21 protein-coding genes are annotated in these 25,524 nt (G+C 64.6%); 15 read left to right on the forward strand and 6 right to left on the reverse strand.

The annotated features are described in order from the left end of the window. Positions 1-4: 4 nt before the first annotated feature. Complete coding sequence (gene pgi / locus FJ974_RS00615) at positions 5-1,648, reverse strand: glucose-6-phosphate isomerase (RefSeq protein ID WP_140539016.1); 1,644 nt, start codon at positions 1,646-1,648, stop codon at positions 5-7. A gap of 465 nt (positions 1,649-2,113) precedes the next feature. On the opposite strand from pgi, the gene FJ974_RS00620 reads away from it, so the two are divergent. After that, on the forward strand, positions 2,114-3,607 hold the full coding sequence (locus FJ974_RS00620) for a PLP-dependent aminotransferase family protein (protein WP_140539017.1): 1,494 nt from the start codon (positions 2,114-2,116) through the stop codon (positions 3,605-3,607). A 220-nt stretch (positions 3,608-3,827) separates the two neighbouring features. Then, positions 3,828-5,435 carry a trimethylamine methyltransferase family protein gene (locus FJ974_RS00625; RefSeq protein ID WP_140539018.1) on the forward strand — a complete coding sequence of 536 codons (1,608 nt, stop codon included), beginning with the start codon at positions 3,828-3,830 and terminating at the stop codon, positions 5,433-5,435. Positions 5,436-5,444: 9 nt separating this feature from the next. On the opposite strand, the gene FJ974_RS00630 is transcribed toward FJ974_RS00625, so the two are convergent. Together FJ974_RS00630 and FJ974_RS00635 are read right to left on the reverse strand one after the other, a co-directional pair. Next, positions 5,445-5,843, reverse strand: coding sequence for a hypothetical protein (locus tag FJ974_RS00630; protein WP_140539019.1), 399 nt, complete (start codon positions 5,841-5,843; stop codon positions 5,445-5,447). Between the two features lie 108 nt (positions 5,844-5,951). Then, on the reverse strand, positions 5,952-7,757 hold the full coding sequence (locus FJ974_RS00635) for an IlvD/Edd family dehydratase (protein WP_140539035.1): 1,806 nt from the start codon (positions 7,755-7,757) through the stop codon (positions 5,952-5,954). A gap of 150 nt (positions 7,758-7,907) precedes the next feature. Between FJ974_RS00635 and FJ974_RS00640 the strand changes: the two genes are divergently transcribed. After that, positions 7,908-8,366, forward strand: a complete 459-nt coding sequence (locus tag FJ974_RS00640; RefSeq protein WP_140539020.1) for an SRPBCC family protein — start codon at positions 7,908-7,910, stop codon at positions 8,364-8,366. 16 nt (positions 8,367-8,382) lie between these two features. On the opposite strand, the gene FJ974_RS00645 is transcribed toward FJ974_RS00640, so the two are convergent. Then, positions 8,383-9,561, reverse strand: coding sequence for an Mrp/NBP35 family ATP-binding protein (locus tag FJ974_RS00645; protein ID WP_140539021.1), 1,179 nt, complete (start codon positions 9,559-9,561; stop codon positions 8,383-8,385). Between the two features lie 233 nt (positions 9,562-9,794). On the opposite strand from FJ974_RS00645, the gene FJ974_RS00650 reads away from it, so the two are divergent. The 12 genes from FJ974_RS00650 (at position 9,795) to FJ974_RS00705 (ending at position 22,217) form a co-directional block, all read left to right on the forward strand. After that, entirely contained in the window at positions 9,795-10,172 is a 378-nt protein-coding gene (locus FJ974_RS00650; protein WP_140539022.1) for a VOC family protein, read from the forward strand. A 90-nt stretch (positions 10,173-10,262) separates the two neighbouring features. After that, on the forward strand, positions 10,263-11,162 hold the full coding sequence (locus tag FJ974_RS00655; protein ID WP_140539023.1) for a LysR family transcriptional regulator: 900 nt from the start codon (positions 10,263-10,265) through the stop codon (positions 11,160-11,162). A 193-nt stretch (positions 11,163-11,355) separates the two neighbouring features. Then, complete coding sequence (locus FJ974_RS00660; RefSeq protein ID WP_140539024.1) at positions 11,356-11,835, forward strand: formate dehydrogenase subunit gamma; 480 nt, start codon at positions 11,356-11,358, stop codon at positions 11,833-11,835. Beyond that, the gene (locus FJ974_RS00665; RefSeq protein ID WP_140539025.1) at positions 11,832-13,388 is read left to right on the forward strand and encodes a formate dehydrogenase beta subunit; all 1,557 of its coding nucleotides are present in this window, start codon (positions 11,832-11,834) and stop codon (positions 13,386-13,388) included. The genes FJ974_RS00660 and FJ974_RS00665 overlap by 4 nt, the downstream gene beginning before the upstream one ends. Before the next feature lie 10 nt (positions 13,389-13,398). Continuing rightward, complete coding sequence (fdhF, locus tag FJ974_RS00670; protein ID WP_140539026.1) at positions 13,399-16,311, forward strand: formate dehydrogenase subunit alpha; 2,913 nt, start codon at positions 13,399-13,401, stop codon at positions 16,309-16,311. A gap of 3 nt (positions 16,312-16,314) precedes the next feature. Continuing rightward, the gene (gene fdhD, locus FJ974_RS00675) at positions 16,315-17,145 is read left to right on the forward strand and encodes a formate dehydrogenase accessory sulfurtransferase FdhD (RefSeq protein ID WP_140539027.1); all 831 of its coding nucleotides are present in this window, start codon (positions 16,315-16,317) and stop codon (positions 17,143-17,145) included. After that, positions 17,135-17,446, forward strand: coding sequence for a formate dehydrogenase subunit delta (locus FJ974_RS00680; RefSeq protein WP_140539028.1), 312 nt, complete (start codon positions 17,135-17,137; stop codon positions 17,444-17,446). Before fdhD ends, FJ974_RS00680 begins: the two co-directional genes overlap by 11 nt. 111 nt (positions 17,447-17,557) lie before the next feature. Beyond that, entirely contained in the window at positions 17,558-19,111 is a 1,554-nt protein-coding gene (locus FJ974_RS00685) for an alpha/beta fold hydrolase (protein WP_140539029.1), read from the forward strand. Between the two features lie 111 nt (positions 19,112-19,222). Then, positions 19,223-19,699, forward strand: a complete 477-nt coding sequence (locus FJ974_RS00690; RefSeq protein ID WP_413468344.1) for a carboxymuconolactone decarboxylase family protein — start codon at positions 19,223-19,225, stop codon at positions 19,697-19,699. Between the two features lie 79 nt (positions 19,700-19,778). Beyond that, complete coding sequence (locus tag FJ974_RS00695) at positions 19,779-20,141, forward strand: nuclear transport factor 2 family protein (protein ID WP_140539031.1); 363 nt, start codon at positions 19,779-19,781, stop codon at positions 20,139-20,141. Positions 20,142-20,183: 42 nt separating this feature from the next. Next, positions 20,184-20,498: a hypothetical protein gene (locus FJ974_RS00700; RefSeq protein ID WP_140539032.1), complete on the forward strand. Its 315-nt coding sequence runs from the start codon at positions 20,184-20,186 to the stop codon at positions 20,496-20,498. Between the two features lie 309 nt (positions 20,499-20,807). Next, positions 20,808-22,217, forward strand: coding sequence for an FAD-binding oxidoreductase (locus FJ974_RS00705; protein WP_140539033.1), 1,410 nt, complete (start codon positions 20,808-20,810; stop codon positions 22,215-22,217). Between the two features lie 287 nt (positions 22,218-22,504). On the opposite strand, the gene FJ974_RS00710 is transcribed toward FJ974_RS00705, so the two are convergent. Continuing rightward, complete coding sequence (locus FJ974_RS00710) at positions 22,505-23,887, reverse strand: IS1380 family transposase (protein WP_140539328.1); 1,383 nt, start codon at positions 23,885-23,887, stop codon at positions 22,505-22,507. A gap of 127 nt (positions 23,888-24,014) precedes the next feature. After that, a complete protein-coding gene (locus tag FJ974_RS00715) occupies positions 24,015-25,442 on the reverse strand; it encodes a gamma-aminobutyraldehyde dehydrogenase (RefSeq protein ID WP_140534689.1) in 1,428 nt (475 codons plus the stop codon). Positions 25,443-25,524 lie beyond the last annotated feature (82 nt).

A 25,524-nucleotide genomic window follows, 5' to 3' on the forward strand; every position in this document is an offset into this window, starting at 1 on the left:
CCTGTCACTCCGCGCCGCGCAATTGGTGGATATGACCCACCAGTCCGGCAGTCGAGGCGTCGCGCTTTGCGGCAGTCTCCTTGCCCTCCACGACGGGCAGCAGGCCGGTCGCTAATTCCTTGCCCAGTTCCACGCCCCACTGGTCGAAGGAATTGATGTTGAACAGCGTGCCCTCGACGAAGACGCGGTGCTCGTAAAGCGCGATCAGCCGGCCGAGCGTGCGCGGGTCGAGCTTTCTGTAAAGAATGGTCACCGAGGGGCGGTCGCCCGAAAACACCCGATGCGGCGCGATGCGATCGACATCGGCCGGCTTCATGCCCTTGGCCAGCATCTGCGCGCGCGCCTCCTCCAGCGTGCGGCCCTTCATGAAGGCCTCCGACTGCGCCAGGCAATTGGCGAGCAGAAGATCGTGCTGATGTTTCAGCTCCGGCTCGTGGCCGACTGCCGCGGCCAAAAACTCGACCGGGATGAAGTCGGTGCCCTGGTGCAGCAACTGGAAGAACGCGTGCTGGCCGTTGGTGCCGGGCTCGCCCCAGACCAGCGGGCCGGTCGGCGTGGTGACGGCGCCGCCGTCCAGCGTCACGCTCTTGCCGTTCGATTCCATGTCGAGCTGCTGCAGATAGGCCGGCAGGCGCGACAGGCGTTGATCGTAGGGGATGACGGCGCGGGCCGGGTATTTGCAGACGACCCGGTGCCACCAGCCGATCAGCCCCAGCAGCACCGGCAGGTTCTTGTGCATCGGCGCCGTGCGGAAGTGCTCGTCCATCGCATGCGCGCCGTCGAGGAAGGCGCGGAAATTGCGCGGACCGACGGAAATCATCACCGGCAGGCCGATGGCGCCCCACACCGAATAGCGGCCGCCGACCCAATCCCAGAAGCCGAAGACGCGGTCGGAGGCGATGCCGAATTTCGCCACTAGGTCGAGCGCGGTCGAGACGGCGGCGAAATGCTTGGCGACCGCATCCTTGCCCAAAGCCCTCTCGATCCACTTCCGCGCGGTTTCGGCATTGGTCATCGTCTCGACCGTGGTGAAGGTCTTGGAGGCGATGATGAACAGTGTCGTTTCGGCGGAAAGGCCTTTCAGCGTGTCGTGAATATGGGCGCCGTCGATGTTGGAAACATAATGGGTCCGCGGCCCGTCATGGTAAGGCGCCAGCGCCAGCGTCACCATGGCCGGGCCGAGATCCGAACCGCCAATGCCGATGTTGACGACGTCGGTGATCTTCTTGCCGGTGGCGCCGGCGGCCTTGCCCGAGCGGATGGCATCGGCGAAGGCGCCCATGGCGTCGAGCACGGCGATGACATCGGCCTTGGTGTCCTGGCCGTCGACAATGATGCTCTTGCCGGTCAGGTTGCGCAACGCCGTGTGCAGCACGGCGCGGCCCTCGGTGATGTTGATCTTCTTGCCTTCGAACATGGCGGCGCGGCGGCCTGCGAGGTCGGCCGCGCCGGCGAGCTTTTCAAGCAGGTCCATCGTCTCGGCGTCGACGGCGCATTTCGACCAGTCGAGCAGAAGATCGCCATCGGTGGCGGAAAATGTCTCGAAGCGCCTGGGATCGGCGGCGAAGGCCTCGCGCATAGTGCCCCTGGCAGCCGCGCGTTGCTCACGCAAAGCGGCAAGTTGCTTGTCGAAGGAGGACTGATCCACAGGCGGGCTCCTGGCGGTTTTTGGATTGATCTTAGCAGACCGGATGTTTCCGGCGCGTGTCGTCGCGACAATCTATTGAGCCGATTTCGGTTTCGTTCAAGCGCGGCGATGACGCAGTGTCACGCAGCGACGACGCGATGCGTCGCGCTTATGATGCGCGGTATTGGACGGTGAAGATGGAAGGATCTCACCGTGAGGGTGCTGTGCTCATCGCACCGCGACGACGCTGCGCGTCGCGCCTGGGCAGTGCCGCGACGATGCTGCGCATCGCGCCTGGGCAGTGCTGCGACGACGCTGCGCGTCGCGCTTGGGCAGTGCCGCGACGATGCTGCGCATCGCGCTTGATAGATCACTGGCATAAATCCCAGCGATCAGAAAAATTGATTGGCGCAACCCCTTGTGCCACCGATACACTCGAATGGTCCAGCCAAGTGAAAACAGCTGGCCATCCGAGGAAGATTTCCCATGCCACAGCGCAACGACACGGCCATATGGTCCGGCCTGTTCCGGATTTCGGCCGAATCCGGCCAGACCCTCCAGGCACAGATCCGCCAGGCGATCGTCGCGGCCATTCTCGACCGGCAGATCGCCGCTTCGATGCCGCTGCCGTCATGCCGGATTTTGGCGGAGAAACTTGGCGTCGCCCGCGGCACGGTGGTGCTGGCCTTCCAGCAGCTGGTCGACCAGGGCTTCCTGGTGGCACGCGAGCGGCGCGGCCATTTCGTCAATCCGGACGTGCTGGCCACCCCCGCCAAGCCGCACCAGAAGGCGCCCGACCAGCAGAACGAGATCGACTGGAAGGCGCGCCGGCAGATCGCTGCCAGCGACATGCCGCCGCCGGCCAAGCACGACAACTGGATCAAGTCCTCCTATCCGTTCGTCTACGGCCAGTTCGACCCGGCGCTGTTCCCGACCGCCGAGTGGCGCGAATGCAACCGCATGGCGCTGGCGGTGCTGGAGATCCGCAACTGGGCGTCCGACATGGTCGACCGCGACGATCCGCTGCTGATCGAGCAGATCCAGGCGCGGCTGCTACCGCGGCGCGGGATCTTCGCCAACCCGGACGAGATCATCGTCACGCTGGGCGCCCAGAACGCGCTCTATATGCTCGCCACACTGCTGATGACCAAGGGCTCGAAAGTGGCGATGGAAGACCCCGGCTATCCGGATGCCCGCTCGATCTTCCGGCTCGCCGGCGCCGACATCCAGCCGGTTCCGGTCGATCACTCCGGCATCGTGACCTCCGCAATCCCGCAGGATTCCGGCTTTGTCTTCGTCACACCGAGCCACCATTGCCCGACCATGGTGCCGCTGTCGGCGGAGCGGCGGCAGGATCTGCTGGCGCGGGCCAATCGCCACAATCAGATCATCATCGAGGACGGCTATGACAGCCAGCTTCTCGACGAGGCGCCGCAGCAGGCGTTGAAGAGCCTCGATCGCTCGGGCCGCGTCATCTATGTCGGATCGATGTCGAAGACGCTGGCTCCGGGCCTTCGGCTTGGCTACATCGTCGCCTCGGCGGGGCTGATCGCGGAGCTGCGCGCGCTGCGCCGCTTCATGCTCAGACACCCGCCGGCGAACAACCAGCGCGCGGTGGCGCTGTTCCTGTCGCTCGGCCATCATGAGGCGCTGGTGCGCAGGCTGTCGGCTGCCTTCGACGAGCGGCGCAAGCGGCTGGTCCATGCGATTTCGGCGTTCCTGCCAGAGTGGCGCTCGACCGATTCGGCCGGCGGCACATCGCTGTGGCTGGAAGGGCCGCGCGGCACCGATTCGCGAGGTTTGGCCGAAGCGGCCGCTTCGCGCAGCGTCATCATCGAGCCCGGCGACCGCTTCTTCGACCGCAGCGAAAAGCCCTCGCGTTTCATGCGTTTGGGCATCTCGTCGATCTCGCTGCAGCACATCGAGCCCGGCATCCGCGAGCTCGCCACAGCCGCCGGCCGCAGGCCCGCCGCGGCCTGACCGCCAGCCCCATCTCGCAAACAGAGCCGGCCTTCGCCGGCTCTGTTTGTTTTGGTGCGACCTCCTTGCTTTAGTATTCTGGCATATTCGACGGGATAGGCTGGCTCATAGGCTGTGCCAATGCCGGCGGCATAGTCGGAGCATAAAGGGGATAGGGCAGGCCGATGGTGGACCAACCGCCGCGCGTCCTGGCCCTGAAAGCTAAAGCGGAGTGCCTCCCATGTCAGTGGCTCTTGAGAAGCAGGATGCGGCTCTTAGGCAGGATACGTCTGGCGACCAGCGTTCGCGGCGGTCCGGCGGGCGCGAGGCGCGCCGCGCGATGCGGGCGGCGCCGCTTGCCGACGATATCCGCCCTGTGCGCGCCGGTCTCGAGGGCGGCAGCTACGGACCGCTCAGCGAGAACGACCGCGAGCGCATCCACGAAGCGGTGCTGACGCTGCTGGAGACGGTGGGCTTTGCCAACGCCATTCCTTCCTGCATCGAGGCGCTGACCCGGGTCGGCGGCATCTATGGCGATGACGGCCGCATCCGCCTGCCGCGCGCCTTGGTGCTCGACACCATCAAGAAGGCAGCGCGCAACTTCACCCTCCATGGCCAGGATCCCAGGCACGACATGCTGATCCAGGGCAAACGCGTGCATTACGGCACGGCGGGTGCTGCCGTGCATCTGGTCGACGTCGAGAAGCGCGAATATCGCGAGTCGCTGCTGCAGGATCTCTACGACGCCGCCCGCCTCGTCGAAGGGCTCGACAACATCCATTTCTTCCAGCGCACGATGGTGCCGCGCGACGTCCCCGATCCGCTCGATATGGATTTCAACACGCTCTATGCCTGCGTGATGGGCACTTCGAAACATGTCGGCACCTCGTTCACGGTGCGCGAGAACGTCAAGCCGGCGCTGGAGATGCTCTACGCGATTGCCGGCGGCGAGGAGAATTTCCGGGCGCGGCCATTCGTGTCGAACTCGAACTGCTTCGTGGTGCCGCCGATGAAATTCGCCGAGGACGCCTGCGGCGTGCTCGAAGCATGCGTCGAGGGCGGCATTCCGATCCTGCTTCTGTCGGCCGGCCAGGCCGGCGCCACGGCGCCCGCGGCAATTGCCGGCGCCGTCGTGCAGGCGGTCGCCGAGGTGCTGATGGGCCTCGTCTATGTCAACGCCATCAAGCCCGGCCATCCGGCGATCTTCGGCACCTGGCCGTTCGTGTCCGACCTCAGGACCGGCGCCATGTCCGGCGGCTCGGCCGAACAGGCCGTGCTGACCGCCGCCTGCGCGCAGATGGCGCAGTTCTACGATTTGCCGGGCGGGTCGGCGGCCGGCATGACGGATTCCAAACTGCCCGACATCCAATCGGGTTACGAGAAGGGCATCACCGATGTCATGGCGGGCCTGGCCGGTCTCAACCTGGTCTACGAATCGGCTGGCATGCACGCCTCGCTGCTCGGCTTCTGCCTGGAAAGCCTGATCATCGACAACGACATGCTCGGCCACTGCCTGCGCTGCGTGCGCGGTATCGAGGTGACCGACGAGGCACTGTCGATCGACACCATCGCCGATGTCTGCCTGCGGGGCCCCGGCCATTATCTCGGCAACGAGCAGACGCTAAGGCTGATGCAGACCGAGTATTTCTATCCCGCCGTCGGCGACCGCTTCTCGCCCAAGGAATGGAACGAGAAGGGCCGGCCCGACATATTGCAGCGGGCGATCGCCGAAAAGAAACGCGTGCTGGCCGAGCGTTTTCCGCGGCATGTATCGCGGCTCGTCGACGACAAATTGCGCGCCCGTTTCGGCGAGATGATCAAGCTGCCGCGCAACAAGATGGGCGGCTGAACTCGGCGATCATTCCGCCGTCAGCCTGTAGCGCTCGACGACCTCGGCGCTGATCAGCTTCGCATGCAGTGTCATCAGCACGATCTGCGCGTCGAAACTGTCGCCGGTTTCGAGCGCGGCCTCGATGCGGCGCTCGGCATCCAGCGTCGGCTGCTCGCCATTGGCCCGTTCGAAGGTTTCCGGCCCGGCGATGCAATAGCTGCACAATTGCGCCACCGACGCATAGGCCTGTGGCGGCGGCTCTTCCGGCCAGCGGTCGTGCATCAAATTGACGATGGTGAGCTTCACGCCCTCCGGCACCAGGGCCGGATGCAGGTCGGCCTTGCGCAGAGCATCGTCGAGCTGGCGCAGGTCGCCCGAGCGGCCGAATATGCCGAGGAAGCCAAGGGAAGAGCGTCGCGCAGTCATGATGGTCTCACCGTTGTGCAGGACCTTATCTGTAGGTCCGGTGCGATCGAAACAAGAAGGGCGGCCTGCCGCGCCGGCAAGCCGCCCCTTGATTTTCGCCGACCGCGCTCAGTGATTGTCGCGCGGCACGCCGCTGGTATGGGCGACGTCCTGGTATTTCACCGCCGGCTTCAGCACCATGCCTGCCGAGAACTGATCGACCATGCCGCGCTGGATCTCCTGCCATGGCGTCTGGTGCTTGGGGTAGTGATAGCCGCCCTGGCTTTCGAGTTCGGTCCGCCGCCTGGCGAGTTCTTCGTCGCTGATCAAGATGTTGGCTGTGGCTTTGCGCAGATCGATGCGGACGCGGTCGCCGGTCTTGAGCAGCGCCAGGCCGCCGCCGACTGCTGCTTCCGGCGAGGCGTTGAGGATCGACGGCGAGCCGGACGTGCCCGACTGGCGGCCGTCGCCAATGCAAGCCAGCGAATGGATGCCCTTCTTGATGAGGTAGGCTGGCGGCTGCATGTTGACGACCTCGGCGCCACCCGGATAGCCGACCGGACCGGCGCCGCGCATGAACAGGATGGTGTGCTCGTCTATGCCCTGCGCCGGATCGTCGATGCGGGCGTGGTAGTCCTCCGGTCCGTCGAAGACCATGGCGTTACCCTCGAAGGCCTCCGGGTCGTTCGGGTTGGACAGATAGCGCTCGCGGAATTCAGGCGAAATGCCACTCATCTTCATGATCGCGGAATCGAACAGATTGCCCTTGAAGTTGATGAAGCCGGCATTGGCCTTCAGCGGCTTGTCGACGCTGCGGATGACGTCGGAATTCTCGTTGACGGCACCGCTGCAATTGTCGCCGATGGTCTTGCCGTTGGCGGTCATGGCATCGGGATGCGGCAAACGCCCAGCCTTCATGAGTTCGGCCACCACCGCGGGCACGCCACCGGCATGGTGATAGTCCTCGCCGAGATATTCGCCGGACGGCTGCAGATTGACGATCAGCGGCACCTCGAGACCGATCTTCTGCCAGTCGTCATTGTCGAGCGGCACGCCGAGATGGCGGGCGATCGCATTGAGGTGGATCGGCGCATTGGTCGAGCCGCCGATGGCCGAGTTGACGACGATGGCGTTTTCGAAAGCCTTGCGGGTCATGATATCGGACGGCTTCAGGTCTTCATGCACCATGTCGACGATGCGTTTTCCCGTCTCGTAGGCGACCTGGCCGCGCTCGCGATAGGGCGCGGGGATGGCGGCCGAACCCGGCAATTGCATGCCGAGCGCCTCGGCCAGCGAGTTCATCGTGGTGGCGGTGCCCATGGTGTTGCAGTAGCCGGTGGACGGCGCCGACGAGGCGACGATATCCATGAACTCGTCATAGTCGATTTCGCCGGCCGACAGGCGCTGGCGCGATTCCCAGACGATAGTGCCGGAGCCGGTGCGCTTGCCCTTGTGCCAGCCGTTGAGCATCGGGCCGACCGAAAGCGCGATGGCGGGAATGTTGACGGTGGCCGCCGCCATCAGCAAGGCGGGCGTGGTCTTGTCGCAGCCGATGGTGAGCACGACGCCGTCGAGCGGATAGCCGTAGAGCACCTCGACCAGGCTGAGATAGGCAAGGTTGCGGTCGAGCGCCGCGGTCGGGCGCTTGCCGGTCTCCTGGATCGGATGGCAGGGGAATTCGAAGGGAATGCCGCCCATCGATACGATGCCTTCGCGCACGCGCTTGGCGAGCTCGATATGATGCCGGTTGCAGGGCGACAGGTCAGAGCCGGTCTGGGCGATGCCGATCAGCGGCTTGCCCGACATCAGCTCGGCGCGGGTCAACCCGTAATTCAGGTAGCGCTCGAGATAGAGCGCCGTCATGCCCGGATTGTCGGGATTGTCGAACCACTCCTGCGAGCGAAATTTTTTCTTGTCTGTCGGGGCGCCGGCCATCATGGTCTCCGTATTTGTATGACAAATCGATATGACAACGCGCCGGTGCAGGCAAGAGGCAGGCGCGGTCCGAACCCGGACTTTGGTGCGATAGACACATATCTGACTGCACGCTAGGACCAACAAGCATCAGTCGCACGGGAGGTTTTGGTGGCTTTGGTGATCGAAGGCGAGGAGCGCATTGCCGCATCCGTGCAAAAAGTTTGGGAAGCCCTCAATGATCCCGAGATCCTGAAGCAAGCCATCCCCGGCTGCCAAAGCCTCGAAAAGAAATCCGATACCGGGATGGCGGCAACCGTGCTGCTGAAGATCGGGCCGATCAAGGCGACATTCAACGGCGAAGTGACGCTGAAGAATCTCAAGCCGCCGCACTCCTACACCATCCAGGGCGAAGGCAAGGGCGGCGTCGCCGGCTTTGCCAAAGGCGGCGCCGATGTAACGCTGACCGCCGACGGGGCGGACACGACGATCCTGAAATACGCGGCCAAGGCCGAGGTCGGCGGCAAGATCGCGCAGCTCGGCAGCCGGCTGATCGAATCGACGTCGAAGAAGCTCGCCGGGCAGTTTTTCTCGACGTTTGGGGAGAAGGTTGGTTCCCCTGCCCCTTGAGGAGGGAAAATCCTCGCTACTCGAAGACGATGCTTGGCACCGCCGCTTCGGCCGCACCGCGTTCTTCGTTCACCCTATCCCAGACCTTGGCAGCGATATCGCGATAGATTTTCGCTTCCGCCCCATCCGGTTTCGAGACCACCACGGGCGCGCCAGCGTCGGAGCTTTCGCGGATGCCCATCTCAAGCGGCACCTCGCCGAGGAAGGTAACGCCGAGCCGCTCGGCTTCGCGGCGCGCGCCGCCATGGCCGAAGATGTCGTAGCGCTTGCCGGTGTCGGGCGCGAGGAAGTAGCTCATGTTCTCGACGATGCCGAGCAGCGGCACGTCGACCTTCCTGAACATGTTGAGGCCCTTGCGGGCGTCGATCAACGCCAGGTCCTGCGGCGTCGAGACGATGACCGCGCCGGCGAGCGGCACCTGCTGGGCCATGGTGAGTTGGGCATCGCCGGTGCCGGGCGGCATGTCGACGACGAGCACGTCGAGCGGTCCCCACTCGACCTCGCGCAGCATCTGCGTCAGCGCCGACATCACCATCGGGCCGCGCCAGATCATCGGCGTCTCCTCGTCGACGAGGAAGCCCATCGACATCACCTTCAGGCCGTAGTTCTGCATCGGCTTCAGGACCTTGCCGTCGACGGTCTGCGGCCGGCCGTGGATGTTGAGCAGCCTCGGCATAGACGGGCCGTAGATGTCGGCGTCGAGCACGCCGACCTTCAGGCCGTTGGCGGCAAGGCCGAGCGCGAGGTTTACCGCGGTGGTCGACTTGCCGACGCCGCCCTTGCCGGAGGCGACCGCGATGATTGCCTCGATGCCGGGCACGCCGCGCTTGCCGTGGCTGTGCGAAGCGGGCGCCTGCGGCGCCGGACGCTGTGACGCCGGAGCCGGACGTGGCGGCATTGCTTGCGAAGGCTGGCGCGGCGGGACCGGCGCTTCCATGCCGCCGCCCTTCTTCTCGGCCGTCAACGCCACGACCGCGCCGGCGACGCCTGGAATGGCCTTGACCACGCGCTCGGCGGCGGCACGCAGCGGTTCCATCTCCTGCGCGCGGGCGGCGGGAACAGTGATGGAGAAAAACACCTTGGCATCGGCGATGAAAATCTCGGAGACCATGCCGAGGTCGACGATGTTGCCGGTGAAGTCAGGCCCGTTCACCGTTTTCAGGCGTTCGATGACCGATTCCTTGGTGATGGGCATGGCGGTTTCCTCAGCGTTTGGCGATCCAGATAGTGCAGTTTCCGGACGGAACCAAGCCGTGGAGCAAATGCTTGCCCCGGCGTGCCCCTGAAAACGACCGAAGGTGTCGGATTCGCCGGAACAGAACCTGCAACGGGGTTGACGGGTCTGCCACTTGCCCGTGGCCAAGCGGCCGGGGCGCCCTATTTCGGGCTGCCATAAGTGTCGACACGATAATCCGGAAGGAGGCAATCATGCTTGAAAACAGCAATGCCGTGGCCAATGTCGCGGTGAAGGACCTGGCCAGGGCAAAAGCCTTTTATGAGGGCACGCTCGGCCTGAAGCAGGTTGACGACATGGACGGCGAACTGGTCGTCTACAAAAGCGGCGACACGGTCATCAATGTCTACCATTCGCAATTTGCCGGAACCAACAAGGCGACGGCGGTGACCTGGACGGTCGGCGACCAGATCGAGCCGATCGTCAAATCGCTGAAGGCCAAGGGTGTCGCCTTCGAGCACTATGAGATGCCCGGCCTGTCGCTCGAGGGCGACATCCATGTCGGCTCAGGCATGAAGGTGGCATGGTTCAAGGATCCAGATGGCAACATCCTGAACCTGGTGGACAAGTAATACCGGACGTTCTCCTGCCGCCGGGCGATCGGATTATCGTTGCGCCGGCGCCATCTGGCGTAGCCGCCCCGCGCCCGATAGCCTGCGTCGATGATCGACAAGCTGGAATTCTTCATTGCGCTCGCCAAGGAAGAGCATTTCGGCCGGGCGGCGGAGGTGTGCGGCGTCACCCAGCCGACGCTGTCGGCCGGCATCAAGCAGCTCGAGGCGCAGCTCGGCGTCATGCTGGTGCTGCGCGGCTCGCGCTTCCAGGGCCTGACTCCGGAAGGCAAGCAGGTGCTGGTTTGGGCGCGCCGCATTGTCGGGGACTCACGCACGATGCGCGAGGAGATGCGGGCGGCGCGCCATGGCCTGTCCGGGCGCATCCGCATCGCCGCGATTCCGACGGCGCTCGCCATGGTCGCGCGGCTGACGACGCCCTTCCGCGAAAAGCATCCGGGCGTCACCTTCTCGGTGCTGTCGCGCACATCGATCGAAGTGCTGTCGCTGCTCGGCAATTTCGACGTCGATGCCGGCATCACCTATCTCGACAACGAGCCGCTCGGGCGGGTGACCAGCGTGTCGCTCTATGACGAGCGCTACCAGTTGATCACGGCGGTCGGGAACCCCTATTCCGACCGCGACAAAGTGACATGGGCCGAGATCAGCCAGCTGCCACTCTGCCTGCTGACGCCGGACATGCAGAACCGCCGCATCATCGATCAGCATCTGGCCGAAGCCGGCGTGCAGGTGCGGCCGACGCTGGAATCCAACTCGATGATCGTGCTGTTCTCGCATATCCGGACCGGCAAATGGTCATCCATCATGCCGCTCAACCTCGCGGAAACATTCGGCTTTTCCGAACCGATCCGCGCCATTCCGATCGTCGAGCCGGACGCCAGCCACACGGTGGGCCTTGTGGCGGCGCCGCGCGAGCCGCACACGCCGCTGGTGCAGGCGCTGCTGGACGAGGCAATGGCGCTGGCAGACGATTTCCGCGCCCATCGCTAGGTTAGAAAATGCGGACGGGCGTCCTTGATAGAAAATTTCTATCGAGCAACGGATCGGCTTTATTGATCTAGAGGGTTTCCTCTGATTTTGTAAGGACTTAGCGATATTGCGTCCTGTGCGTGTCGTTGCCCCAAAAACGCTCTATATCTTGGGGTGGCATACATTGGGACGCCATGACCAGGGAGGGCGCTGCATGACGATGCAGCCTGCAAGTACCGAGATCGCATCGCGCACGGCCGCGATCATCGACGAGTTGAAGGACCTCGAAGGTCCGCTGCTGCCGATCCTGCACGGCATCCAGGAAGAATTCGGCCATGTGCCGCAGGCAGCGCTCCCGGTCATCGCCGACGGGCTGAACCTCTCCAGGGCCGAGGTGCACGGCGTCGTCACCTTCTATCATGATTTCCGCGCCCGCCCGGCCGGCCGGCACGTGCTCAAACTCTGCCAGGCGGAAGCCTGCCAGTCGATGGGCTCGGACGCCGTCGCCGCCAAGGTCAAGCAATTGCTCGGCATCGATTTCCACGAAACCGCGCGCGACGGATCGGTGACGCTGGAGCCGGTCTATTGCCTCGGGCTTTGCGCCTGCTCGCCATCGGCAATGCTGGACGGCGAGGTGATCGGCCGGCTCGACGACGAGAAGATCGAAGAGATCGTCGCGGAGGTGCGCTCATGACCCCGCGCATCTACATCCCAGGCGATTCCGGCGCGATAGCGCTTGGCGCGGAGAAAGTCGCCAAGGCGGTTCGTGCCGAGCTTGCCGAGCGCGGCATCGAGGCCAAGATCGTGCGCACCGGCTCACGCGGCGCCTATTTCCTCGAGCCGATGGTCGAGGTGGCGACAGAGACGGGCCGCGTCGCCTACGGACCGGTGAAGCCGTCGGACGTGAAAAGCCTGTTCGACAGCGGCTTCCTCAAGGGCGGCCATCACAAGCGCTGGCTCGGTTCGCCCGACAAAATCCCGTTCCTTGCCAGGCAGACGCGGCTGACCTTCGCCCGCTGCGGCGTCATCGATCCGCTGTCGCTCGACAATTACAAGGCGCATGGCGGCCTGAAGGGCCTTGAGAACGCCGTCGCCATGGCATCGGCCGATATCGTCAAGCAGGTTACCGAGTCCGGCTTGCGCGGCCGCGGCGGCGCAGGCTTTCCGACCGGCATCAAATGGAAGACCGTGCTGGATACGACTTCCGACCGCAAATACATCGTCTGCAATGCCGACGAGGGCGACAGCGCCACCTTCGCCGACCGCATGATCATGGAGGGCGATCCCTTCGTGCTCATCGAAGGCATGACAATCGCCGGCATCGCCACCGGCGCCACCAAGGGTTTCGTCTATATCCGCTCGGAATATCCGCATGCGGTGGCGACGATGAACAAGGCCGTCGAGATCGCCCGCAAGCACGGCGTGCTCGGCGTCAATGTGCTGGGCTCGTCCAGCGCCTTCGACATGGAAATCCGCGTCGGCGCCGGCGCCTATGTCTGCGGCGAGGAAACCTCGTTGCTCAACAGCCTGGAAGGCAAGCGCGGCGTGGTGCGCGCCAAGCCGCCGCTGCCGGCTATCCAGGGTCTGTTCGGCAAACCGACGGTGATCAACAACGTGATCAGCCTCGCCTCGGTGCCGATCATCATGGACAGGGGTGCTGCCTTCTACAAGGATTTCGGCATGGGCCGCTCGCGCGGCACGATCCCGATCCAGATCGCGGGCAACGTCAAGCATGGCGGCCTGTTCGAAACGGCGTTCGGCCTGACGCTGGGCGAGATCGTCGACGAGATCGGCGGCGGAACGGCCACCGGCCGGCCGGTGAAGGCGGTGCAGGTCGGCGGCCCGCTCGGCGCCTATTTCCCACGCAGCCTGTTCGACACGCCGTTCGACTACGAAGAATTCGCCAAGCGCGACGGGCTGATCGGTCACGCCGGCATCACGGTGTTCGACGATACTGCCGACATGCTGAAGCAAGCGCGCTTCGCCATGGAGTTCTGCGCCATCGAGAGCTGCGGCAAGTGCACGCCCTGCCGCATCGGCTCGACCCGCGGCGTGGAGGTTCTCGACAAGGTCGCCGCCGGGATCGAGGCGGAGAAGAACCTCGCCCTGGTCACCGACCTCTGCAACACGATGAAGTTCGGATCGCTGTGCGCGCTGGGCGGCTTCACGCCCTACCCGGTGATGAGCTCGATCACGCATTTCCCCGAGGATTTCAAGCCCGCGCCGGCGCGCGTGGCCGCTGAATAGGAGCTGGCAGATGAACATCAAGGCCGACTTCCCGACACTCATCGAAGAGATCGATTTCGGAACTCCGGAGTCGAAAGCGGAGAAGCGGGTCACGTTGACCGTCGACGGCCGCAGCATCAGCGTGCCGGAAGGCACCTCGATCATGCGCGCGGCGATGGAGGGCGGGGTCGAGATCCCGAAACTCTGCGCCACCGACATGCTGGATTCCTTCGGTTCCTGCCGTGTCTGCCTGGTCGAGATCGAAGGCCGCGGGGGCACGCCGGCTTCCTGCACGACGCCGGTCGGCGAAGGCATGGTGGTGCGCACGCAATCCGAACGGCTCGACGCCATCCGCCGCGGCGTCATGGAACTCTACGTCTCCGATCATCCGACCGGCTGGAACGAGAAGGCCGGCACCGGCGCCAGCGAGTTCGACGCGGTGGCGAAGTCGGTTGGCCTCTCCGAAAACCGCTACGGCGTCGAGGGCCGCAACCACGTCAAAGACGAAGGTGGCGTCGCGCCCGGCCATGGCTCGCTGGCGGTCGACTACATCGCCCGCGACGAATCCAACCCCTATTTCACCTATGATCCGGCGCAGTGCATCGTCTGCTCGCGCTGCGTGCGCGCCTGCGAAGAAGTGCAGGGCACCTTCGCGCTGACCATCGAAGGCCGCGGCTTCGAATCGCGCATGGTCGCCGGCATGCACGAGGATTTCATCGCTTCCGAATGCGTGTCCTGCGGCGCCTGCGTGCAGGCCTGCCCGACCGACGCGCTGCGCGAGAAGACGGTGCTGGAGAAGGGCATGCCGGAGCGCTCGGCTGTCACCACCTGCGCCTATTGCGGCGTCGGCTGCTCGTTCAAGGCCGAGGTGAAGGGCGACGAGGTCATCCGCATGCTGCCCTACAAGGACGGCAAGGCGAACCACGGCCATTCCTGCGTCAAAGGCCGCTTCGCTTACGGCTATGCCACCCACAAGGACCGCATCCTGTCGCCGATGGTCCGCGAGAAGATCAGCGATCCCTGGCGCGAAGTGAGCTGGGAAGAGGCTATCGCCCATACGGCCAAGGAATTCCGCCGCATCCAGTATCAGTATGGGCGCACCGCGATCGGCGGCATCACCTCCTCGCGCTGCACCAATGAGGAGACTTATCTCGTCCAGAAGCTGGTGCGCCAAGGCTTCCGCAACAACAATGTCGACACCTGCGCGCGCGTCTGTCATTCGCCGACCGGCTACGGCCTCGGCCAGACCTACGGCACCTCGGCCGGCACGCAGGATTTCGATTCTGTCGAATTCACCGACGTCGCCGTCATCATCGGCGCCAATCCGGTTTCCGCCCATCCGGTGTTCGCTTCGCGGCTGAAGAAGCGGCTGCGCCAAGGTGCCAAGCTGATCGTGCTCGATCCGCGCCGTACCGAGATGGTGAAGTCGGCGCATGTCGAGGCCGACTATCACCTGCCGCTGAAGCCCGGCACCAATGTCGCGGTGCTGACTGCACTGGCGCATGTCATCGTCACCGAAGGCCTGTTCGACGAAGCCTTCATCCGCGAACGCTGCGACTGGGCCGAGTTCCAGGACTGGGCATCCTTCGTCGCCCTGCCGGAAAACAGCCCAGAGACGGTCGGCAAGCTCTCGGGCGTCGATCCGGAGCTGATCCGCGGTGCGGCGCGTCTCTATGCCACCGGCGGCAACGGCGCGATCTATTACGGCCTCGGCGTGACCGAGCATAGCCAGGGCTCGACCACGGTGATGGCGATCGCCAACCTCGCCATGGCGACCGGCAATATCGGGCGTCCGGGCGTCGGCGTGAACCCGCTGCGCGGCCAGAACAACGTGCAGGGCTCCTGCGACATGGGCTCGTTCCCGCATGAGCTGCCCGGCTATCGCCACATCTCGGGCGATGCGGTGCGCGACATCTATGAGAGCCTGTGGGGCGTGAAGCTCGACGACGAGCCGGGCCTGCGCATCCCCAACATGCTCGACGCCGCCGTCGACGGCTCCTTCAAGGGCATCTACATCCAGGGCGAGGACATCCTGCAGTCCGATCCCGACACCAAGCATGTCGCGGGCGGCCTTGCGGCGATGGAATGCGTCGTCGTGCACGACCTCTTCCTCAACGAGACGGCGAACTACGCGCATGTCTTCCTGCCGGGCTCGACCTTCCTCGAGAAGGACGGCACCTTCACCAATGCCGAGCGCCGCATCAACATGGTGCGCAAGGTGCTGGAGCCGAAGGCGCGCTACGCCGACTGGGAGGCGACGCAGGAGCTTGCCCGCGCCATCGGGCTGGACTGGAACTACACGCATCCCTCTGAGATCATGGACGAGATCGCCCAGACGACGCCGAGCTTCGCCGGCGTCTCCTTCGAGCTGCTCGACCGTGTCGGATCGGTGCAATGGCCCTGCAACGAGAAGGCGCCGCTCGGTACCCCGATCATGCATGTCGACGGCTTCGTGCGCGGCAAGGGCAAGTTCATCCGCACCGAATATGTGGCGACGGACGAGAGGACCGGCCCGCGCTATCCGCTGCTGCTCACCACCGGCCGTATCCTGTCGCAGTACAATGTCGGCGCGCAGACCAGGCGCACCGAAAACGTCATGTGGCATGCCGAGGACCGGTTGGAGATCCATCCGCATGACGCCGAAGTCCGCGGTGTGCGCGAAGGCGACTGGGTGCGGCTGGCGAGCCGTTCGGGCGAGACGACGCTGCGCGCGCTGATCACCGACCGCGTCTCGCCGGGCGTCGTCTACACGACCTTCCACCATCCCGATACGCAGGCCAACGTGATCACCACCGACTTCTCGGACTGGGCGACCAATTGTCCGGAATATAAGGTCACCGCCGTGCAGGTGGCGCCGTCCAACGGCCCGACCGACTGGCAGAAGGACTATAACGAGCAGGCCAAGCAGAGCCGCCGCATCGCCCCGCTGGAAGCGGCGGAGTAGTCCTTGGCCGCGCGCCGCAAAGCGACGACACAGATATCGCGGCTGGCGCATCGCGCCAGCGGCACGACTGCCGCCAACCGCATGGTGCCCGAGGAGACGCCGGTGGCGTTCTCCTATGCCGGCACCACGCATGCGGTGATGATGGCGAGCCCCGCCGACTTCGAGGATTTCGCGCTCGGCTTCTCGCTGACCGAGGGCATCATTGCCGACCCGGCAGAGATCGAGGCGATCGAGGTCGCGGATCTCGGCGCCGGTATCGATATTCAGATCAGGCTGAGGGACAAGGCCAATACGCGTTTCCAGGCGCGGCGGCGCAGGCTCGCCGGTCCGGTCGGCTGCGGGTTGTGCGGCATCGAATCGATCGAGGAAGCCATGCGTTCGGTCGATGCGGTCGGTTCGTCGAAACTTACGCTTGAGGCCGAGGACATCACCCGCTCGGTCAAGCTGCTGTCGAAGCTGCAGCCGTTGCATACCGCGACCGGCGCCGTGCATGCGGCCGGCTTCTACGTTCCAGGCAAAGGCATCGTCATGGCGCGCGAGGATGTCGGCCGCCACAATGCGCTGGACAAGCTGGCCGGCGCGTTGGCCAAGGCCGGCATCGACGGCGCTTCGGGTGCGGTCGTGGTGACGTCGCGCGTGTCGGTGGAAATGGTGCAGAAAACCGCTGCCATCGGCGCAGCCGTCATCATCGCCGTCTCGGCGCCGACCGCGCTGGCCATCCGCACGGCGGAGGCCGCCGGCATGACGCTGGTAGCGCTGGTGCGCGGCGACGATTTCGATATTTTCACCCACCCGGACCGGGTGGCTTCCGGAGTTGCCCAGCATGTCGCATGACGAGGAACACATCACCAGCACCAGGGAAAAGCTGGTGCGCATGGCCAACCAGATCGCGGCCTTTTTTCATTCGAAGCCGCGCGAGCAAGGCATTGCCGGCGTCGCCGAGCATATCAACAAGTTCTGGGAGCCGCGGATGCGGCGGCAGTTCTTCGAGATGCTGGACGGCGGCACGGAGAATTTCGACGAGCTGGTGATCGCCGCCTCGGCCAGGATCAAGCGGCCGATCACGCCGGCCGAGGCCGATCTGAAACTCGGGCTCAAAGTTCCTCCAGGCGACATCGCCGCTCCGCAAAAATAGCAGCGTAGCCGACGGCTTATATTTTCAATCGCTAAAGTTTAAGCTGCCGCAGCCGGGGCAGCTCTGCTATGGTTGACGACAGGAAATCGTCTGGCCAGACAGGGCTATTGCGTGAGGCCGATCGAGACCCGATACGCCCGTAGCGGCGATGTGCGGATCGCCTATCAGGTGGTCGGCCAGGGTTCGCTTGATCTCGTCTTCGTGCCGGGCTTCATCTCCAATCTCGACCTGCACTGGGAAGACGAGGGCTACAGCCGGCTGTTGAAGCGGCTTTCGGCCTTCTCGCGGCTGATCCTGTTCGACAAACGCGGGACCGGCCTGTCGGACCGCGTCGACACCCACCATTTGCCCAGCTTAGAGACCCGCATGGATGATGTGCGCGCGGTGATGGACGCGACCGGCAGCGGCCGGGCGGCGATCCTCGGCGCCTCGGAAGGCGCGCCGATGGCGATGCTGTTCGCCGCCACCTATCCCGAACGGACGCGGTCGCTGGTGCTCTATGGCGGCTATGCGCATTTCCACAAATGGGTGATGCCGCCGGAACGGCTCGACGCCTTTATCGAAACCGCGGAGACGTCATGGGGCACCGGCGCCACGCTGCCCAATTTCGCCCCGGGCCGGGTCGACGACCCACACTTTGCCCAATGGTGGGGACGGTTCGAGCGGCTGTCGGCAAGCCCGACGGCGGCGGCGGCACTGGCGCGCATGAATGCCGGGATCGACGTGCGCGGCATTCTCGCGGCGATTAGCGCGCCGACGCTTCTGATCCATCGCCGCAACGACGCCCGCGTCGACCCGGAGGCCAGCCGCTTCCTCGCCAGGAAGATTCCGAACGCCCGGCTGGTCGAAATACCCGGCCGCGATCACCCGATCTGGACCGGCGATGTCGACCGCGTGGCCGACCTGATCGAGGAATGTCTCACCGGCCAGCCGGCGGTGGCCGACACCGAGCGTGTGCTGGCCGCGCTGCTGGTGACGCGCATCTACGACACCGCGCGGCTTGGCGACCGATTGTGGAGCGAACGCAGCCTGCGGTTCCAGGAAAACTGGCGCATGCTGGTGGGGCGGCACGGCGGACGCATCGCCGGAACGCATGGAGAATTAATGATCTCACGCTTCGACGGCCCGGCGCGCGCCGTCCGCTGCGCGGCGCTGCTGCGCGAGGCGGCGCAGGAGATCGGTGTGGCAAGCGCGCAAGGCGTGCATGTCGGCGAGGTCGAGGTGCGCGGGCCGCCGGCAGGGCTGACGGCGCGGGTGACCATACAGCTTGCCGCCCATGCCGAACGCGGCCACATCCTCGCCTCGCGGCTGGTCGCCGACCTGGCGGCGGGTTCCGGGCTGCATTTCACCGATGCCGGGCGCATCAGCCTCGACGAATTGGACGAGCCGCTGGCGGTGGTCCGGGTAACGGCCGAACAGCATCTGGAGCCGGCCTGCCGCCCCAAGCCAAAGCCGGCCGAGCCGACAGCGCTGACGGCGCGCGAAAGCGAGGTGGTGAACCTGATTGCCGACGGCAAGAGCAATGCCGCGATCGCCGCCGAACTCAGCCTCAGCGAGCACACGGTCAAACGTCATGTCGCCAACATACTGCTCAAGCTCGACCTGCCGTCGCGGGCGGCGGCGGCCGCATTCTCGGCCAGACATGCTGGCCCGGACGGGCCATGAAAGCCATGGCGCTTTCGGGCGAAGCGGGAGGAAGATGTACGCTCTATCAATTCTCCCATGCAGGCCAGGCGGATGTCGCCGGGTAAGGCGCTGCGAACGGAGGATGAAATGATGAAGTCGAACCGGACACTCAAATCGCTGCTGGTCGCGGCAGGCATTGGCGCGCTGTTCGTCGCCACGCCTGCAAAGGCGGAAGACGCTTCGGCCGCAGCCGCCTACAAGGACATCCAGGCCACGCTCGGCACGGTGCCGGATATGTTCAAAACGCTGCCGGACGTCGCGGTCGCCGGCGCCTGGGCCGAAATCAAGGGCGTGCAGCTCAATCCGAACACCGCCCTCAACGGCAAGACCAAGGAACTGATGGGTCTCGCGGTCGCCTCGCAGATCCCCTGCCAATACTGCATCTATTTCCACACGCTGGCGGCCAAGGCCAATGGCGCGAGCGACGAGGAGATCAAGGAGGCGATCGCGATGGCGGCGATCGTGCGCCACTGGTCGACGATGCTCAACGGCAGCCAGGTCGACCTTGCCACATTCAAGAAGCAGACCGACGACCTGTTCGCCGCCGTCAAGGCGAAGTCGCAGTGACGATCCGCCGTCCGGCGATCACGCCGGGCTGCGTACCCATCAATCGAACACCCGCTCAGACGGGCCATGGTGACAAGAAATGTTGACCAAGACAAAGATAGTGGACGGCGCGGCGATCAAGAAGGCGATCGAGGGCCGTGACGGCAAGCTGCTGTCGAGCTTCTACGCCGACGACGCGCTGGTGCGCGTGGTGGACCGCAACAATCCGCCGAGCAGGCCGCGCGAGATCCGCGGCCGCGCGGCGATCAGCATCTTTTGGGACGACATCTGCAGCCGGGCGATGACCCACAAGGTCGATACCACCATCGCCGAGGGGGACAACCTCGCCTTCATGCAAGCCTGCGCCTATCCGGACGGCACCAAGGTGTTCTGCGCGGCGATGCTGGAACTGAAGAACGGCCTGATCGCGCGGCAGACCGTCGTGCAGGCCTGGGACGAATAGTCAACCGCGGGCTCAACCGCAAAATCAGGGAGGAGAATGACGATGTTCAGCGCCAGATGGCAGATCGACGCCAAGTTCGGTCACAAGCAGACCGCCCTCGAGCTGATGCGAAAATGGGAGCGCGAGATCGGGTCGCAGGTCGGGCTCGCCGACCTGAAGTTCCAGCTCATGACCGGTTCGGTCGGCGCGCGCGAAGCGACGATCGAGGCCCACCACCAGGTCGAGAGCCTGGCCCGGTTGGAGGAGTTCTTCGCCAAGATCGCCAAGATCGACGCACACGCCAAATGGGGCAAGGAGCTGGAGCCCTATGTGGTGTCGGGCACCAGCCTCTGGCAGATTTTCCGCATCGTCGAATAGCCGCGGTCGAACGCCCGGAGGTGGCGGCCAGCACGATGGACGGATGGCCGCGGCGACGGCCTGGCTCATCGTTGCGTCGAGGGAGAGGTCGTGCCCCCGCACAGCCAATCCCACGACAGCTTCCGGCTGTCCCCCATGGCTCTCCCGGGCCATGCCCCGCTGGCCCTTTCGGGCGAAGCAGCGGCGACCGGATCGGTGCAATGTGCTCTTCCTGCACCATCCGATGCATCGGCCCGATGAGGCCGCACAAACGAAGCAACAATGCGCGTCGACGCCGCTTGGCGCGGGCGCAATCAAGGGAGCAAACCAATGACCGACGAAGCCCATGCAAAACTGCGTGAAAGCCTGCGCGGGGAGGTGATCCTGCGCGACGATGCCGGCTATGACGAGGCACGCAAGGTCTACAACGGCATGATCGACAAGCGCCCGTTGCTGATCGCACGCTGTGCCGATGTCGCCGACGTGATCACCGCCGTGAGGTACGCACGCGACAACGATCTGCTGATCGCCGTGCGCAGCGGAGGACACAACGGCGCCGGACTGGGGATATGCGACAATGGCCTCGTCATCGACCTGTCGATGATGAAGGGTGTCCATGTCGATCCGAAAACCCGCACCGTGAGGGTCGCGCCCGGCTGCACCTCGGGCGACGTGGACCACGCCACCCATCCCTTTGCGCTCGCCGTGCCGTTCGGCATCGTCTCGACCACCGGGGTTGCCGGCCTTACGCTTGGCGGAGGCACGGGCTATCTCACGCGCAAATACGGTCTCACCATCGATAATCTGATCGAGGCCGATCTGGTGCTGGCCGACGGCAGCCTGGTGACCGCCAGCAAGAGCGAGCATCCCGACCTGTTCTGGGCGCTCCGGGGCGGCGGCGGTAATTTCGGCGTGGTGACCAGCTTCCTCTTCCAGGCCCATCCCGTGAACATGATCTTCGGCGGCCCGGTATTCTGGGAGGCCAGGGACGCGCCGGCCGTCATGCGGGCCTATCGCGACTATCTGCCGGATGCGCCGGAAGATCTCGGCGCCTTTGTCGGGCTGAAGTCCGTCCCCTCGACCGATCCCTTCCCGCGCGAGCATTGGGGCAAGCGCGTCTGCGCCATCATCTCGTGCTATAACGGCACCGAGGAGGACGGGCGCAAGGCCATGGCGCCGCTGCTGGACAATTTACCTCCGCCGATCTTCAACTGGATGGGGGTGATGCCCTTCCCGGCGATGCAATCGTTGTTCGATCCGCTGTTTCCGAAAGGCCTGCAATGGTACTGGAAGGGCGATTTCGTCAAATCGCTTCCAGACGAAGCCATCGCAACCCATATCGCGCAGGCCGCTCAGGCGCCCAGCGAATTGTCGCTCATGCATCTCTATCCGATCGACGGCGCCGTCCGCCGCGTCGGCAAGGACGACACCGCCTGGAACGCACGCGACGCAACCTGGTCAATGGTCATCGCCGCCATCGATGCCGATTCGGGCAAGGCTGCCGAACTGACCGAGTGGGCCCGAAATTACTGGGCGAACATCCATCCCCACAACGTCGAAGGCGGCTATGTGAATTTCATGATGGAGGACGAAGGGGAAGCGCGCTTGCGGGCGAGCTACGGCGCGAATTACGAACGGCTGAGCCAGGTGAAGGGGGCCTACGACCCGTCCAACGTTTTCCGGGTCAACCAGAACATCAAGCCAGCGCTAGCGGCGATGCAAGGCAGGACGGCGGCGTAGCTGCCGGGTAGTCGGCGCTGGCGCCGTTTCAGTGCCTGCTGCCTGCCGAATGCAGGGCCATCGCATCTAGCGGACGTGCAATGATGACCCCTTTCCGCGAACGGGAAGGGGTCATTAGCCCGCTTCTCTCACCGAATCTATCGCCGGGCTGCGCTTTGAGGCGGCGCGGCCATTGGCATGGCTGTGGAGTTCGAGGACGGCGGCGATCAGCGCCGCGGTGTGGCGACGGTCAGGTCTTCAGCAATGTGTCCTCTATTGTTTGTGAGAAGGGTTCAGGTCCGGCGGCATTACAGAGCCGCGGCACGTATTCGGGCGTGAGCCAGGGCGAACTCCTCGGCATAGGGACACGCTGAGGCCATCGCCACCTTGATGCGACGAACCGAGACGCGCACCTGCGCGCCGATCTTCAGCAGTTTCAATCTGATCGTGCCGCAACTGGCGTTGGCGAGCCGGGTATGGGCAAGACCGAGGCGACGCAAGGCGCAGATCAGGACATACGCAAACGAGGCGAACCACAGCCGCAGCTGATTGGCGCGCATGGTGTTGGCACTGGTGCGATCAGCGTAGAGGTCGAGCTGGCACTCCTTGATCCGGTTCTCCATGTCGCCGCGGGCGCAGTAGAGCTCCTCGTAAAGCACCCGTGCCGCCCAGCGCCCCGGCTTGAGTGACGTCACGATGAAGCGCGGATTGGCGCCCTGCGTCGTCCATTCGGCCTTGGCCACGACCCGCCTGCGGCGCGACCAGCTGTCTTTTGTCGACCACCTGAAGTCGCGGAAGACCCGGGCGGCCTGCCCGCTTGCCCGAGATGCCAGGCAGGCTTCCTTCAAGGTCGGGGCGATCTTGGTTTCCAGCCGTTCATTGCGGGCGAGGCCGAAGACGTAGTCGACGCGATTGATCTCGCACCAGGCCATCAGTTCCTCGCGCGCAAAGCCGGAATCAGCGCGCAGGATGATGTGGACCCTGGGCCAGGTTTTGCGGATCTGGGTCACGATCCGCTCAACCTCCTCGACCGCTCCTTTGCTGGCATCGATGTTGGAACGCCTGAGCTTTGCCGCCAAAAGGTGCCGGCCGCAGAAGATGTAGAGCGGCAGGTAGCAGTAGCAGTTGTAGTAGCCGTGAAAGAACCTGCCTTCCTGCCGGCCGTGCAGCGGATCATCGGTGGCGTCGAGATCGAGCACGATCTCGGCCGGCGGCTTGTCGTGGGCTTTTAGGAACAGGTCCACGAACAAGGCCTCCAACGCTAGCCTGTCGTAGCTGATCTTGTGATAGCGCGTCGGCTCCCCGACCCGGCCATGCTCCAGCCGGTTGAGCGTCGACTTGCCAGCAAGCACCGCACAATCGTCTCGCTTCGGCGTCAAGCGTTCCGACACAAGTGCGAGCACCGGGTCGTGGCGAAGCGTGTCGTGGTCGTCGATGTCCTCGTATCCCAGCGCGATCGCTGCGATGCGTTGCCCGACCAACGTGCGGACGCTGTGAACCGTGAGATCCGGATCGCGGTAATCGACGAAGCACGAGGCCACCCGGTCGAACAGCCCGATGGCCCGATCAACGTGACGCAGAAGCAAGGCGCCCGCGTCTGAGGTAATGGCTCCGCCGTCGAAACCAGCCACAACTTTGTGGCCGTCGAAGCCTTCAAATTCAAGCTGCTCGGAAGTACAGTGTGTCTGCATCGGACCCCGTTCCTGAATCTGATAACTCTTTGTTGCAAAAGCAGTTTCTCAGATTCTCGGGGCCGATGCACTTCTTTTGGTGAGATATTCGGGTTAGCGCCTTGCCCTTCCCGGCAAAGAAGACAAATTACCCGTGCGCCACCATCACATGGCGAACGGCGGTGTAGTCTTCCAGCGCGTAGAGCGACATGTCCTTGCCGTAGCCGGACTGCTTCAGGCCGCCATGCGGCATCTCGTTGGTCAGCATGAAATGGGTGTTGATCCAGGTGCAGCCATATTGCAGGCGCGCCGCCGTCGCCATGGCGCGCGTGACGTCCCTGGTCCACACCGATGAGGCAAGGCCGTAGTCGCTGTCGTTGGCCCAGTTCACCGCCTCGTCGACCTCCGAGAAGCGCGTGATCGAGACGACCGGGCCGAACACCTCGCGGCGCACGATCTCGTCCTCCTGCAGCGCGCCGGCGACGACGGTCGGCTGGTAGAAGAAACCCGAGCCTTCACCCGGCTTGCCGCCGGTGGTGATCTCGATGTGCTTCAATTCCGAGGCGCGCTCGACGAAGCTCGAGACCCGGTCACGCTGGCGGCGCGAGATCAGCGGCCCGATCTCGTTCTCGGTGTCGTCCGGCTGGTTGTACTTGATGGTCGAGACGGCGGAGGAGAGGTCGGCGACCAGCTTGTCGTAGACCTTCTTGCCGGCATAGATGCGGCAGGCGGCGGTGCAGTCCTGGCCGGCATTGTAATAGCCGAAGGCGCGCAGGCCGCTGACGACGGCGCCGAGGTCGGCGTCGTCGAAGACGATGACCGGCGCCTTGCCGCCGAGCTCCAGATGCGTGCGCTTGACCGACTTGGCGGCCGCCTGCAGCACCTTCTTGCCGGTGGCGACGTCGCCGGTGATCGAAATCATGTTGACCTTGGCGTGGTTGATCAGCGTGTTGCCGACGCTGTCGCCGCGGCCGAGCACGACGTTGACGACGCCCTCGGGCAGGATCTCGGCGAGAATTTTCGCCAGCTTCAGCGCCGTCAGCGGCGTCTGCTCGGACGGCTTGAAGATCACCGTGTTGCCGCCGCCGATCGCCGGCGCAATCTTCCAGGCCATCATCATCAGCGGATAGTTCCAGGGCGCGATGGAGGCAACGATGCCAATCGGGTCACGCCGCACCATCGAGGTATGGCCGGGCAGATACTCGCCGGCCACCTGGCCCGGCATCGAGCGCACCGCGCCGGCGAAGAAACGGTAGCAGTCGACGATCGCCGGGATCTCATCATTGAGCACGGCGTTGATCGGTTTGCCGCAATTCAGCGCCTCGAGCGCCGCGAACTCCTTCGCTTGCGACTCGATACGGTCGGCGATCTTCAAGAGATAGCCTGAGCGCTGCGCCGGCGTCGTGCGCGACCAACTGACGAACGCATGTGCGGCGGCACTGACAGCGGCCTCGATCTGCGCCGGACTTGCTTCGGGCAGGTTGAGAATGATCGCCCCGGTCTTTGGATTGAGGATCGGCTCCTCGGTTTCGGTGCCTTTCTCGAATTTCGAGCCGATCAGCATCTGGGTGTCCATAAATATTCTCCCTGAACAGGAGCGAGTAGCGAATAGCGAATAGCGAGTAGGGTTGGATGTCGATTTCCCTATTCGCTATTCG

The sequence above is a fragment of the Mesorhizobium sp. B1-1-8 genome, assembly GCF_006442795.2.
Taxonomy (GTDB): Bacteria; Pseudomonadota; Alphaproteobacteria; order Rhizobiales; family Rhizobiaceae; genus Mesorhizobium.